Genomic DNA, 13512 nt, shown 5'->3' on the forward strand with positions numbered 1-13512 from the left:
GATCAGAGCATTTTGCTGATCAGGGGATCTCACTCAGCGAGCAGTATTCCGGCCGAACGGATTGCGGCGAATCATCTGCCGCGACCAAAGCGCCGCTGATCGCCGAAGCACAGCGGGCACTCGTCATCGCGCGCGGCATGCCGCGCAAGCCGCGATTACTCGCCGAGCGTCAGCAGCGACGCATTGCCACCCGCCGCCGTGGTGTTGATGGTCACGGTCTTCTCGGTGGTGAAGCGCGGCAGGTAGTGCGAGCCGCCGGCCTTGGGGCCGGTGCCCGACAAGCGCTGGCCGCCGAAGGGCTGCACGCCGACGACCGCGCCGATCTGGTTGCGGTTGACGTAGACGTTGCCGACGCGGGCGCGCGCGCTGATCTTCTCGACGGTCTCGTCGATGCGCGAGTGGATGCCGAGCGTCAGGCCGTAGCCGGTGTTGTTGATCGCATCGATCACGGCGTCGAGCTGGTCGGCCTTCCAGCGGATCACGTGCAGCGCCGGGCCGAAGTTCTCGCGCTGCAGCTGGGTCAGCGACTGCAGCTCCCACGCGCGCGGCGCGAAGAAGGTGCCGTGGGCGACCTCGGGGCCGACCGGCGTGGTCGCGATCAGGCGCGCTTCGCTGGCCATACGCTCGGCGTGCGCGTCGAGCATGCGCAGCGCGTCGGCGTCGATCACCGGGCCGACGTCGGTCGACAGCAGCGCGGGATCGCCCACGGTGAGTTCCTGCATCGCGCCGGCGAGCATGCCGATCACCTTGTCGGCGATGTCGTCCTGCACGAACAGCACGCGCGCGGCCGAGCAGCGCTGGCCGGCCGAGGTGAACGCCGAACCCAGTGCGTCCTTGACCAGCTGTTCGGGCAGCGCCGAGGAGTCGGCGATCAGCGCGTTCTGGCCGCCCGTCTCGGCGATCAGCGTGCCGATCGCGCCGTCGCGCGCGGCGAGCGCGCGGTTGATCGCCAGTGCGGTCGCATTGGAGCCGGTGAACACGACGCCGGCGACGCGCGGATCTGCGGTGAGCGCCGCGCCGACGCTGGCGCCATCGCCGGGCACGTACTGCAGCACGTGCGCCGGCACGCCGGCTTCATGCAGCAGCTTGACTGCGGCGTGGCCGACCAGCGTGGTCTGCTCGGCGGCCTTGGCGATCACGGTATTGCCCGCCGCGAGGGCGGCGGCGATCTGGCCGGCGAAGATCGCCAGCGGGAAATTCCATGGGCTGATGCACACGAACACGCCGCGGCCGGAGAGCTGCAGGCTGTTGGACTCGCCGGTCGGGCCGGGCAGCGCCTCGACGACGAACAGGCGGCGCGCCTCGGCGGCGTAATAGCGCAGGAAATCCACCGCTTCGCGGACTTCGGCCACGCCGTCGGGAATCGTCTTGCCGGCTTCGCGCGTGCACATCGCGATGTAGTCGGGCGTGCGCGATTCCAGCAGGTCGGCGGCGTGCTCGAGGATCGCCGCGCGCGAGGCGGCCGGCACGGCGTTCCAGTCCGCGTGCGCGTCGGTCGCATTGCGCAGCGCCTGCTCGACGGTCGCGCTGTCGGCGGCCTGCCACTGGCCCACGCGCACGCGGCGGTCGGCGGGGCTGGTGACCTCGACGGTCGCGCCGGCGCTGGTCGCGCCCGGCACCAGCGGGCCCGCGGTCCACGGACCGGTCGCGGCCTGGATCTGCGCGGCCAGCGTGGCGAGCTGTGCGTCGTTGGCGAGGTTGACGCCCATGGAATTGCTCCTGTCTTGGAACTGGCTGCGGAAGAGATCGACCGGCAGCGGAATGCGGGGATGGGGAATGGATTCGAAACCGGCGACGACTTCGACCGGGTCGCGGATCAGGTCGTCGATCGCGACGTCCTCGTCGCTGATGCGGTTGACGAAGCTGGAGTTGGCGCCGTTCTCGAGCAGGCGACGCACCAGATACGGCAGCAGGTCCTCGTGCGAGCCGACCGGCGCATACACGCGGCAGGGCACGTCGAGACGATCAGCCGGGATCACTTCGGCGTAGAGGTCGTCACCCATGCCGTGCAGCTTCTGGAATTCGTAGGGCTTCGCGCCGGCGTCGTTGCGCAGCGTCATCCCCAGCCGGTGCACCGCCGCGATCGTGTGCGCGTTGTGCGTGGCGAACATCGGATAGATCGCATCGGTCGCCGACAGCAGGCGGCGCGCGTTGGCGAGGTAGCTGACGTCGGTGTTGGGCTTGCGCGTGAACACCGGGTAGCCCGGATGGCCTTCGACCTGGGCGCGCTTGACCTCGCTGTCCCAGTACGCGCCCTTGACCAGGCGCACCGGAATGCGACGGCCGTGCGCGCGGGCGAGGGCTGCGATCCAGTCGATCACGAACGGCGCGCGCTTCTGGTAGGCCTGCACGACGATGCCGAAGCCGTGCCAGCCGGCCAGCGAGGCATCGGTGAGTGCGGTTTCGATGACGTCGAGCGACAGCTCCAGGCGATCGGCCTCCTCGGCGTCGACGGTCAGGCCGATGCGATAGCCCTTCGCGCGCTGGGCGAGATCGCGCAGGCGCGGCGCGAGTTCGGCGAGGACGCGGTCATGCTTGGCGTGTTCGTAGCGCGGATGCAGCGCGGACAGCTTGACCGAGATCGACGGCGCGGTGATTTCGTCTTCGAACGACCCGGCGCCATCGCCTTGGCGATGGCTGGAATTTCCGATCGCATCGATCGCATCGCGGTAGGCCTTCAGATACCGGTCGGCGTCGTGCTGGGTCAGCGCGGCCTCGCCGAGCATGTCGAACGAATAGCGATACGCCGCGTTGTCGCCCTTGCGCGAGCGCGTCAGCGCTTCGCCGATCGTGCGGCCCATGACGAACTGGTGGCCCATGATCCGCATCGCCTGGCGCACCGCGAGGCGGATCACCGGCTCGCCGACGCGGCCGATCAGGCGCTGGAAGGCGTTGTGCACGTTGCGCTTGGTGTCGTCGGCCAGATCGACCAGGCGGCCGGTCAGCATCAGGCCCCAGGTCGACGCATTGACCAGCACCGAATCGGACTGGCCCATGTGCTTGCGCCAGTTGGCTTCGCCCAGCTTGTCGCGGATCAGCGCATCGGCGGTGTCTTCGTCCGGAATGCGCAGCAGCGCTTCGGCAACGCACATCAGCAGCACGCCTTCCTCGCTGCCGAGGTCGTACTGCTGCATGAAGGCCTCGATCGCGCCGCGGTCCTGCGCGCGCAGACGCACGCGGCGGACCAGATCGGCGGCGGTGGCCTGGATCGCGGCGCGGTCGGCGTCGGGCTGGCGTGCTTCGGCCAGCAGCGCATGGACGCGCTCGGTTTCATCGCCGGTCCACGCGGCGGTGATCGCGTCGCGCTGCGGCTGAAGGGAGGCCGCAGGCGCGGCGGGCGACGGACTGGCGTTCAAGGCGTGACGACCGGCAGAGACAGAAGCGGAATTCTAGCCTGCCGGCCGGCTCCATCACTGTGCGAAACACGCCCGGAAACGGGCGTCGTGTTCAGGCGATGACGGGGGCGTCGTAGGTCCGCATCGCGAAGCGCACGCGCGCATGGGTGGCGGCCAGTGCGGTCAATGGCTGCAGCAGCCGCGGCATGCAGGCCGCCAGCTCGACCATCGCCGCGCCGTGCGCCGGCGGCAGCGTGCCCGCGCGCGGGTGCCAATGGCCACCGCAGAAGGTCTCCAGCGTCACGCTTTCGATCATCGGCGCGTCGCCGTGCGGCTGCCGCCATTCGATCAACAGACCGTTGCCGCGCGCGGTGCCGCTGCGATCGAGCGGATCGAGATACAGCCGCGTGCGATGCAGGCCGATCACCGATTCGGCCACGGCCAGGCACTGGGCGGCGGCGTCGGCGAAGCTGCCCTCCAGCACGTCGGGCAGGCGCACGCGCGGGCCATGCTCGCCATGCCGCCGCGCACCGGCGCCGAGGATGTCGTCGGCGGTGAAGCTGCCGCCGTGGCCGTCGGCATCGCGCAGGTCCAGCCGCAAGCGCTGGCGCGTGGGCAGAAGGCCCCCGAAACCCCGGCGCGTGGCCGTGTTCGAGGCGGGCAGGGCGCGCAGGGTCTGCGAGCGGCGCACACCGCCATCGACCGGCATCGGCGGAGAAACGGGAGAACGGTGGGCCATGGGGGTATCCTCGGGCTGCGTAAGACAGGCTATAGCCCGCGTCGGCGCCTCTCGACACCCGGGCCGACCCGAGGGGTCGCAGCGGTTGCGGCAGCGCGGCTTGCCCCTGCCGAACGCCGACAGCTACCATTCATGCGTTATTCGCAGCACGCCGCCGCTCCTGCGATATCTCCCGGCACCCATTGCCGGGCGAGGACGGACGCGTTCCCGCCAGCACCAAGGCCAGCTCAGGTATGGGGTCCGATGTGAAGCAAGGCGCTTGTTCCAACAGGTACGCGTCCAGACTGTGGATGGGGGGCGCTGCCGCGCTTCTGGCATCGACGAACGTTCTGGCGCAGTCCGCAGACCCCAAGCCGTGGCAGCTCAACATGGGCCGCGGTGTCACGACCTCCGCCCAGCACGCCTACGACGCGCACATGCTCGCGCTGTGGGTCTGCGTGGTGATCGGCGTGCTGGTGTTCGGTGCGATGGCGGTGGCGATGTTCCGCTTCCGCAAGTCGCGCGGGGTCACCGCGGCGCAGTTCACCCACAACACCACCGCCGAAGTCATCTGGACCGTCGTCCCGATCGTCATCCTGGTGCTGATGGCGGTGCCGGCCACGCAGAAGCTGATCGCGATGTACGACACGCGCGACGCGACGATGACCGTCAAGGTCACCGGCGTGCAGTGGATGTGGAAGTACGAGTACATGGGCGAGGACGTCACGCTGACCAGCCGCCTCGACCGCGAGAGCGACCGCCTGCGCCAGAGCCGCGACACCACGCGCGCCGAGCTCGACGCGCACGGCCATTACCTGCTCGACGTCGACAACCAGCTGGTGCTGCCCACCAACACCAAGATCCGCTTCGTCGTGACCGCCGACGACGTGATCCATTCCTGGTGGGTGCCGGCCTTCGGCTGGAAGCAGGATGCGATTCCGGGCCTGGTCAACGAGGCGTGGACCGAAATCCTCGAGCCGGGCGTCTACCGCGGCCAGTGCGCGGAGCTGTGCGGCAAGGACCACGGTTTCATGCCGATCGTCGTGCGCGCCGTGTCGCCGGAGGAGTTCGACACCTGGCTCGCCGCCGAGAAGGCCAAGAACGCGCCGGCCATTCCGTCGCCGGGCGAACCCGGCCCCGCCGACGCCGCACCCGCACCCGCACCGTCGCCTGACGCCGCGCCTGCCGAGGCCGCCGCCTCCGCCACGCAGTCCCCGTCCGCCCCTGCCGCGCCCGCGGCCGGCTGATCGATCGAGGCACACCGCACATGTCGACGACGCACCCCGCCACCGCTGACGCGCACCACGACGATCACCATGCCCATCCGCAGGGGTTCGTCCAGCGCTGGTTCTTCTCCACCAACCACAAGGACATCGGCACGCTGTATCTGCTGTTCTCCTTCATGATGTTCGTCATCGGCGCGGCGATGAGCGTGATCATCCGCACCGAACTCGCCGCACCTGGCCTGCAGCACGTCAGCCCGACGTTCTTCAACCAGATGACCACCATGCACGCGCTGGTGATGATCTTCGGTGGCGTGATGCCGGCCTTCGTCGGCCTGGCGAACTGGATGATTCCGCTGCAGATCGGCGCGCCGGACATGGCGCTGCCGCGCATGAACAACTGGTCGTTCTGGATCCTGCCGTTCGCGTTCACGCTGCTGCTGATGACGCTGTTCCTGCCCGGCGGTGGCCCGGCCGGTGGCTGGACGCTGTATCCGCCGCTGTCGCTGCAGGGCGGCAGCAGCGTGTCGCTGACGATCTTCGCCATCCACATGATGGGCATCAGCTCGATCATGGGCGCGATCAACGTCATCGCGACCATCCTCAACATGCGCGCCCCGGGCGTGGACCTGTTGAAGATGCCGATCTTCTGCTGGACCTGGCTGATCACCGCGTTCCTGCTGATCGCGGTGATGCCGGTGCTGGCCGGCGCGGTCACGATGCTGCTGACCGACAAGTTCTTCATGACCTCGTTCTTCAACGCGGCCGGCGGCGGCGACCCGGTGATGTACCAGCACATCTTCTGGTTCTTCGGGCACCCCGAGGTCTACATCATGATCCTGCCGGCGTTCGGCGTGGTCTCGGAAATCCTGCCGACGTTCTCGCGCAAGCCGCTGTTCGGCTACCAGGCGATGGTCTACGCGACCGCGTCGATCGCGTTCCTGAGCTTCATCGTGTGGGCGCACCACATGTTCACCGTCGGCATGCCGCTCGGCGGTGAGATCTACTTCATGTTCGCGACAATGCTGATCGCGATTCCGACCGGCGTGAAGGTGTTCAACTGGGTGTCGACGATGTGGCGCGGCGCGATGACGTTCGAGGCGCCGATGCTGTGGGCGATCGCGTTCGTGATCCTGTTCACCATCGGCGGCTTCTCGGGCCTGATGCTCGCGATCGTGCCGGCCGACTTCCAGTACCACGACACCTATTTCGTCGTCGCGCACTTCCACTACGTGCTGGTGACCGGCGCGCTGTTTTCGATCATCGCGGCCACGTACTACTGGTGGCCGAAGTGGACCGGACGCATGTACAGCGAGTTCTGGGCGAAGGTGCATTTCTGGTGGACGATCATCTTCGTCAACCTGCTGTTCTTCCCGCAGCACTTCCTCGGCCTGGCCGGCATGCCGCGCCGCATTCCCGACTACAACGTCGTGTTCGCGGACTGGAACCTGATCAGCTCGATCGGCGCGTTCGGCATGTTCGCCACGCCCTTCATGATGTTCGCGATCCTGCTGCACTCGAAGCTGCGCGGCGCGCCCGCCGCGGCGCGGTCGTGGGAAGGCGCGCGCGGTCTGGAGTGGACGGTGCCGTCGCCGGCCCCGCACCACACCTTCGCCAAGCCGCCGGTGATCAAGGCGGGCGATCTGGCCCACGACGACATCAGCCACTGATGCAGCTCGCGATGACCACGCCCGATCCCGGTTCCGATCTCGCTGCCCGTCGCCGCCGCGCGCGGCGCACAGCGGTGGTCGTCGGCGCGATCGCGGCACTGGTCTACATCAGTTTCATCGCGCGCGGCGTGCTGCTGTCATGAGCGACGACATGCAGCCCACGGACGTACGCACCGACACCCGGCCGAAGTCGACGACATTCGGCATCGGCAAGCTGGTCGGCGTGTCGATCGCCGCGTTCGCGTTCACGTTCTCGCTGGTGCCGCTGTACCGCATCGCCTGCGAGAAAGTGTTCGGCATCCGACTCGAGAACAGCGCGGTCGCCGCGCCGGCGACGAGCGCGACGCCGGCAGAGCGCTGGGTCACGGTCGAGTTCGACGCGACGGTGAACTCGCATCTGCCGTGGTCCTTCCGCCCCAACGACACCCGCATGCGCGTGCGCGTCGGCAAGCAGTACGAGACCACGTACTACGCGCACAACGACAGCGTCGCGGCCGTCGTCGGCAGCGCCACGCCGTCGGTGGCACCGGCGCGCGCGTCGGGATTTTTCCAGAAGACCGAGTGCTTCTGTTTCACCGCGCAGACCCTGCAGGCCGGTGAGACGCGCGACATGCCGGTGCGTTTCATCATCGACCCGTCGTTGCCGAAGGACGTCAACACGGTCACGCTGAGCTACACCTTCTTCAAGAACGATGTCCTCACCTCGCGTCTGACCGCCCACGCGGCGCCGGTACGCAACAGTCCCGGTGTGGCCGCGGCGCCCTGAGCCCGTACCGCACTTTCCCGAACCACGCATCGACGATCCGGACACCGCCATGGCCCACGCCAAGCCCGAGCAGGACCCCGACCTCTATTTCGTGCCGCATGACAGCAAGTGGCCGGTGTTCGCCTCGGTGGCGCTGTTCGTCACGATGCTGGGCCTGGCCAGCTGGTTCAACGAACACACCTGGGGCCGGCCGATGTTCTTCGTCGGCATCGCGGTGCTGGCGCTGATCCTGTTCAAGTGGTTCGCCGACGTCGTGCTCGAATCGGTGTCGGGCTACTACAACAAGCAGGTCGACCTGTCGTTCCGCATGGGGATGGTGTGGTTCATCTTCTCGGAGATCATGTTCTTCGCCGCGTTCTTCGGCGCGCTGTTCTACGCGCGCACGCTGTCGCTGCCGTGGCTGGGCGGCGAAGGCTCGGGCGCGATGACCAATGCGGTGCTGTGGGACGGCTACAGCGCGGCATGGCCGTCGGCCGGCCCAGGCGATGTCGGCGGCGCGTTCCAGACGATTCCGGCCTGGGGTCTGCCGCTGCTCAACACGCTGATCCTGCTGGCGTCGGGCATCACCATCACCATCGCCCACCACGCGCTGCGCGCCGCGCACCGCACCCAGCTGCTGGTGTTTCTCGGCGCGACGATCCTGCTCGGCTGCGTGTTCCTGTTCTTCCAGATCGAGGAATACGTCCACGCCTACCGCGATCTGAACCTGACGATGGGCTCGGGCATCTACGGCTCGACGTTCTTCATGCTCACCGGCTTCCACGGCGCGCACGTGACGCTCGGCACGATCATGCTGATCGTGATCTGGCTGCGCTGCTATCGCGGCCACTTCACCAAGGAGAACCACTTCGCGTTCGAAGCGGTCGCCTGGTACTGGCACTTCGTGGACGTGGTCTGGCTGATCCTGTTCCTGTTCGTCTACGTCGTCTGACGACGCGTCGACGCCGGGCGGCGCGTCGCCGCCGCCCGCTTCCCACTTCCGGCCTCAGCCGTAAACGCCATGCGGCTTGATCCAGCCCATCCAGATCGCCAGCAGCACCAGCAGGATCAGTCCGACCGACAGGCCGATGCGGCGCGTGAGCGCTTTCACCGTGCGGTCGGTCGTGCCCTTGTCGGTCATCATGTAGTACAGCGCGCTGCCCAGGTTCCACAGGATCAGCAGCACGAAGGCGATGATCAGCAGCAACTTCAGCGAATCGTTCATCACCATCGCAGGCTCCGGAACACTGGGTGTGTGCGCCGATTATTGCAGTCCGCGGAGCGCCGCGCGTGAGTCTGCGTCGGACCCGCATCATCGGCTGGATGCTGGCGGTGCTGGCGATCGCGGCCTTCGTGTCGCTGGGCCAGTGGCAGCTGTCGCGGATGTCCCAGAAGCAGGCGATGCTCGACGCCGTCGCGGTGACGCTGGAGGCCCGCACGCCCGTGTCGGTGTCGGCCGCTGGCGACGCCGCGCGCGCCCGTGACTATGACTGGAGTGCAGGCCGCGGCCGTTTCGTCGACCGTCCGGCCTTCGTGCTCGACAACCAGATCCAGGCGGGCGTGCCCGGCCTGCGCGTGTATCGCCTGTTCGCGCCCGACGACGCGCCGCCGCTGCTGGTCGATCTCGGCTGGACCGCGCTCGTCGATCGCACGACGCGCCTGCCTGATGCCGCCATCGTGCGCGGCGACGGTCTGCTCGGTCGCGATCTCGAGCTGCGCGGCCTGCTCGCACCGCCGCCGTCGCCCGGGCTCGCGCTCGGCCCGGCGCTCACGCCGGGCGACGCGGTGCTGATGACCCGTATCGACATCGCCGCGATCGCCGCCGAAACCGGTGTGCCGGCCTTGCCACCGCGCGTGCTGCGGCTCGATCCGGCGCTCGACATCGGCTACCTCCGCGATCTCGACGTCCTGCCCAACACGCTCACGCCCGACAAGCACCTCGGCTACGCCGTGCAGTGGTTCGGGCTGGCCCTCGCGGTGCTCGTCATCGCTCTCGTGCTCACGTTCCGGACCCGCCGCCGATGAATCCGTCTCCCGCGCAGACGCTGCCGCCCGCGCAGCGCAACCGCAACCGAATGCTGCTGGTGCTGATCGTGGTGCTGTTCCTCGGCAGCGCAGTCGTCGCCGGCGCGCTGCGTTTCTCGGGCTGGCGGCCGTCGGGCATGCAGAACAAGGGCGAGCTGCTCGATCCACCGGGCGACCTGCGCTCGCATCCGCTGCACCTGATCGACGGCGGCAGCTACGACTGGCGCCCGGCCGAGCGGCGCTGGCGCATCCTCGTCGCGCCGCCGCGCGATTGCGCGCAGACCTGCGTCGAACTGTCGCGGCAGCTGGATCTGGTGTGGCAGCTGTTCGGCCGCAATGCCGATCACGTCGACATCCTGTGGGCGGGCGCGGTGCCCGAAGGCGCGATCCGCAATCCGGCGTGGCGGCTCGTCGAAGCTGACCCGGCGCTGCGTGCGACATTACCGCGCGTCGACGGCGGGCCCGGCGAGGCGGACAATGGGGTCCCCGCCTATGTCGTGGACCCCAACGGGTTCGTCATCCTGCGCTACGCCCCGGGCTTCGATCCGGGCGACCTGCGCAGCGACATGGCCAAGCTGCTGAAACTCAAGTGATGACCCACACGCCTCCCGCGCGCGCGACGTCGTTCCGTCCGTCGACCCACAAGCATTTCCACCGCATCGCCTGGCTCGCCGCCGCGCTGACGCTGTGCGTGATCGTGTTCGGTGCGTTCGTGCGCCTGTCCGATGCCGGCCTCAGCTGTCCCGACTGGCCCACGTGTTACGGGCGCGCCGCATGGCCGCAGGCGGCCAGCGAGGTCGTCGACCACGCCGCGAGCGCGATCCGCGAGTTCGAATCGCACAAGGCCTGGCGCGAGCAGGTGCACCGCCACCTGGCCGCATCGCTGGGCGTGCTGGTGCTCGGTCTCGCGCTGCTGGCCGCGCGCCGGCGCCGATTCGGCATGCTGCAGATCATCGGCGCCTCGGCGCTGGTCGCGCTCGCGATTCCGCTGTACATGCAGGGCCACGTCATGGCCGCGCTGGGCATCGCCGCGCTCGGCGAGGCGTTGCTGCTGATCGCCGCGCTGCGCTGGTCGAACATCGATCTCGCACGCGCCGCGGCGCTGACGCTGGCGGTGGTGATCTTCCAGGCGCTGCTCGGCAAATGGACGGTCACCATGCTGCTCAAGCCGGTGATCGTCATGGGTCATCTGCTCGGCGGCATGCTGACGTTCTCGCTGCTGCTGTGGATGGCGTGGCGCGCGACGGTGCAGCCGATCGTGCTGGTCGATGCGCCGACGCTGCGGCGCTGGACGCTCGGCGCGATCGGTCTGGTCGGCGTGCAGATCGCACTCGGCGGCTGGGTCAGCGCGAACTACGCGGCGCTCGCCTGCGGCGCGGGCGGCTGGGTGACCGATGCGCACCATTACGTCGATTTCCCGAAGTGCGTTGGCGAATGGTGGCCGCAGGCCGATTTCCGCGAAGGTTTCGTGCTGTGGCGCGGCGTCGGCGTGGATTACGAAGGCGGCGTGCTCGACGGCGCGGCGCGCGTGGCGATCCAGCTCGCGCACCGGGTCATGGCGATCGCGGTGTTCGCGTATCTGATCGCATTCGCCGCGCGCCTGATGCGCACGCCGGGCCTGCGCGGCTGGGCGGTCGCGCTCGCGCTGCTGACCTGCGCGCAGGTCGCGCTGGGCATCCTCAACGTCAAGCTCGCCCTGCCATTGCCGGTTGCGGTGATGCACAACGGCGGCGCCGCGCTGCTGCTGTTCGTGCTGGTGTCGCTGCTCGCGCGCCTGAAGCGCCCGGACTGACATGGCGATCCAGGCACGCGACTACTGGGCGCTGACCAAACCCCGCGTGGTGGCACTGATCGTGTTCACCGCGCTGGTCGGCATGTTCCTCGCCGTGCCCGGCCTGCCGCCGTGGAGGGAAACGGTGTTCGGCCTGCTCGGCATCTGGCTGGCGGCGGCATCGGCGGCAGCGATCAACCATCTGATCGACCAGCGCATCGACAAGGTCATGGCGCGCACCGCGCACCGGCCGCTCGCGACCGGCGCGCTGCGCCCGGTGCAGGTGCTGGTGTTCGCGCTGGCGCTGGGTGCGCTGTCGATGGTGATCCTGGTGCTGCTGGTCAACGTGCTGACCGCTGCGTTGACCTTCGCCTCGCTGATCGGCTACGCGGTGATCTACACCGGCTGGCTCAAGCGCGCGACGCCGCAGAACATCGTGATCGGCGGCATCGCCGGTGCGGCGCCGCCGCTGCTGGGCTGGGCCGCGGTGACCAACATGCAGGGCCAGTGGGACTGGGCACACGCGCTGCTGCTGGTGCTGATCATCTTCGTGTGGACGCCGCCGCATTTCTGGGCGCTGGCGATCTTCCGCCGCGAGGATTACGCGCGCGCGCTGGTGCCGATGCTGCCGGTCACGCACGGCGTGGCGTACACGCGCTGGCAGATCCTGATCTACAGCGTGCTGCTGGTCGTGATCACCCTGTTGCCGGTCGCGATCGGCATGAGCGGCGTGTTCTATCTGGGCGGCGCCGTGGTGCTGGGCCTGGTGTTTCTCTGGTACGCGTGGCGGCTGCTCGATCCGCCGGACGAGTTCTTCGCGATGCGGATGTTCAACTATTCCGTCGTGTACCTGATGGCGCTGTTCGCGTTCCTGCTGGTCGACCACTGGCTGCTGCCGTGGTTGCCGGGCGCCGGCGCTGCGGCGGGCGGACTGGATTTCCAGCGCATCCGCTGACGACCGCCGCGTCCGCTCCGGCGGGCGCAGGGCCCGCCGGCGCAGTGGACATCAGGACTTCTTCGCGGCCTTCTCGGCCCGCTTTTCCTTCAGGGTCTTGACCGGCTTCTTCTTGGTCTCTTTCTTCTTGTCGAGGCTCTTGGCCATCGTCGCGCTCCGCTGGGATCTCTGGGGCGGCGAGGAACACGGGTTCCGTGCCGGGGTCTGACCCGGCATGCAGCCGCCGGATCACGACGCATCCTACGCCGAGTCACTCGACGCGCCCATCGCAAGTGTCGTCGATGCGCGTGTCGCGAGGCGCAGAGAGGTCATCCGCCTGCGAAACGTGCGTGCGCCGGTCGCTGCAGCCGGCGCCGGCATGCAGCGAAATCGGATCCGGAGATCAGCCGCCCGCGATCACGGTCGAAGTCGGCGTGGCCTGCAGGCAGGCGTCCGGGTCGCCGTCGAGACCGGCCGGCATCTCGCAGGCGCGCGGTTCGAAATCGAGCGTGGCCTGCCAGCCGGCCTTGGTGTTCGGCGTCAGCGCGACCTGCACGTCGACGTCGCGGATGGTCACGCGCGCGGTCTGCTGCGCATCGTTGCGTGCGGCCCAACCGTCGAGCGTGTGGGCGAGGGCGGGATCGAGCAGGCGGTTGGCTTCGAGCAGCTGGCGGGTCTGCGCCAGCGCATCGGGGTGATCGAGCGCACCGCCGCCGGGCTGGATGTGCACGCCGACCAGCAGGCCGCCCTGCTGCTTGAACGCGACGCGATCGGCCGGCACGACGATCTGCTGGCCATTGGGCAAGCGCAGGGTGACGTCGCGCGACTGGCTGATCGTGTGTTCGGCCGCCAGGGTGCCGTCTTTCTGCGGCCAGGCCAGATCGACCTGTTCGGCGACCGGCGCGGCGAGATCGATGTGCAGCGGTTTGGCGGGCGCGGGCGGGGTGTCGATCCTGGCGCAGGCGCCGAGCAGCAGCGCAGCGGAAAGCACGAGACCGGCGCCGAGGCGGGCGGACGGGAAGCGGGTGGATCGGATCATGGTGACGACCTGTCGGGGAAGGAAAAGGACGGGGCACCGCGCCGGACCCGTC

At 68.8% G+C, this 13512-nt stretch carries 13 protein-coding genes; 9 read left to right on the top strand and 4 right to left on the bottom strand.

Features of this window, described 5'->3' with window-relative positions:
- Positions 1–155 precede the first annotated feature (155 nt).
- Together putA and V3391_RS13830 are read right to left on the bottom strand one after the other, a co-directional pair.
- Entirely contained in the window at positions 156–3356 is a 3201-nt protein-coding gene (gene putA, locus V3391_RS13825) for a bifunctional proline dehydrogenase/L-glutamate gamma-semialdehyde dehydrogenase PutA (RefSeq protein WP_332079025.1), read from the bottom strand.
- Positions 3357–3447: 91 nt separating this feature from the next.
- Positions 3448–4074, bottom strand: coding sequence for a hypothetical protein (locus V3391_RS13830; protein WP_332079026.1), 627 nt, complete (start codon positions 4072–4074; stop codon positions 3448–3450).
- 290 nt (positions 4075–4364) lie between these two features.
- Here V3391_RS13830 and coxB point away from each other — a divergent pair, with 290 nt between their 5' ends.
- From coxB to V3391_RS13855, 5 genes are read left to right on the top strand one after another with little or no spacing between them, the layout of a single operon-like run.
- Complete coding sequence (gene coxB, locus V3391_RS13835; protein WP_332079027.1) at positions 4365–5300, top strand: cytochrome c oxidase subunit II; 936 nt, start codon at positions 4365–4367, stop codon at positions 5298–5300.
- 20 nt (positions 5301–5320) lie between these two features.
- Complete coding sequence (ctaD, locus tag V3391_RS13840; protein ID WP_332079028.1) at positions 5321–6946, top strand: cytochrome c oxidase subunit I; 1626 nt, start codon at positions 5321–5323, stop codon at positions 6944–6946.
- Positions 6946–7089 (top strand): hypothetical protein, encoded by a 144-nt coding sequence (locus V3391_RS13845; protein WP_332079029.1) that lies wholly within the window; start codon positions 6946–6948, stop codon positions 7087–7089. The genes ctaD and V3391_RS13845 overlap by 1 nt, the downstream gene beginning before the upstream one ends.
- Positions 7090–7097: 8 nt before the next feature.
- A complete protein-coding gene (locus V3391_RS13850) occupies positions 7098–7712 on the top strand; it encodes a cytochrome c oxidase assembly protein (RefSeq protein WP_425497296.1) in 615 nt (204 codons plus the stop codon).
- Positions 7713–7761: 49 nt separating this feature from the next.
- The gene (locus tag V3391_RS13855; protein ID WP_332079031.1) at positions 7762–8643 is read left to right on the top strand and encodes a cytochrome c oxidase subunit 3; all 882 of its coding nucleotides are present in this window, start codon (positions 7762–7764) and stop codon (positions 8641–8643) included.
- A gap of 54 nt (positions 8644–8697) precedes the next feature.
- On the opposite strand, the gene V3391_RS13860 is transcribed toward V3391_RS13855, so the two are convergent.
- Entirely contained in the window at positions 8698–8916 is a 219-nt protein-coding gene (locus tag V3391_RS13860) for a twin transmembrane helix small protein (RefSeq protein WP_159681651.1), read from the bottom strand.
- Positions 8917–8981: 65 nt separating this feature from the next.
- Between V3391_RS13860 and V3391_RS13865 the strand changes: the two genes are divergently transcribed.
- Genes V3391_RS13865 through cyoE form a run of 4 tightly spaced genes read left to right on the top strand, consistent with a single transcriptional unit; the run spans position 8982 to position 12442 of the window.
- Positions 8982–9716, top strand: coding sequence for an SURF1 family protein (locus V3391_RS13865; RefSeq protein WP_332079032.1), 735 nt, complete (start codon positions 8982–8984; stop codon positions 9714–9716).
- Positions 9713–10309, top strand: coding sequence for a hypothetical protein (locus V3391_RS13870; RefSeq protein ID WP_332079033.1), 597 nt, complete (start codon positions 9713–9715; stop codon positions 10307–10309). The genes V3391_RS13865 and V3391_RS13870 overlap by 4 nt, the downstream gene beginning before the upstream one ends.
- Entirely contained in the window at positions 10309–11508 is a 1200-nt protein-coding gene (locus V3391_RS13875) for a COX15/CtaA family protein (protein ID WP_332079034.1), read from the top strand. The genes V3391_RS13870 and V3391_RS13875 overlap by 1 nt, the downstream gene beginning before the upstream one ends.
- A gap of 1 nt (position 11509) precedes the next feature.
- Positions 11510–12442: a heme o synthase gene (gene cyoE, locus V3391_RS13880; RefSeq protein WP_332079035.1), complete on the top strand. Its 933-nt coding sequence runs from the start codon at positions 11510–11512 to the stop codon at positions 12440–12442.
- A gap of 382 nt (positions 12443–12824) precedes the next feature.
- Here the strand turns inward: cyoE and V3391_RS13885 are convergent, their stop codons facing one another.
- A complete protein-coding gene (locus V3391_RS13885) occupies positions 12825–13460 on the bottom strand; it encodes a hypothetical protein (protein WP_332079036.1) in 636 nt (211 codons plus the stop codon).
- Positions 13461–13512 lie beyond the last annotated feature (52 nt).

Source organism: Luteimonas flava (genome assembly GCF_036584485.1).
Classification (GTDB): Bacteria; Pseudomonadota; Gammaproteobacteria; order Xanthomonadales; family Xanthomonadaceae; genus Luteimonas; species Luteimonas flava.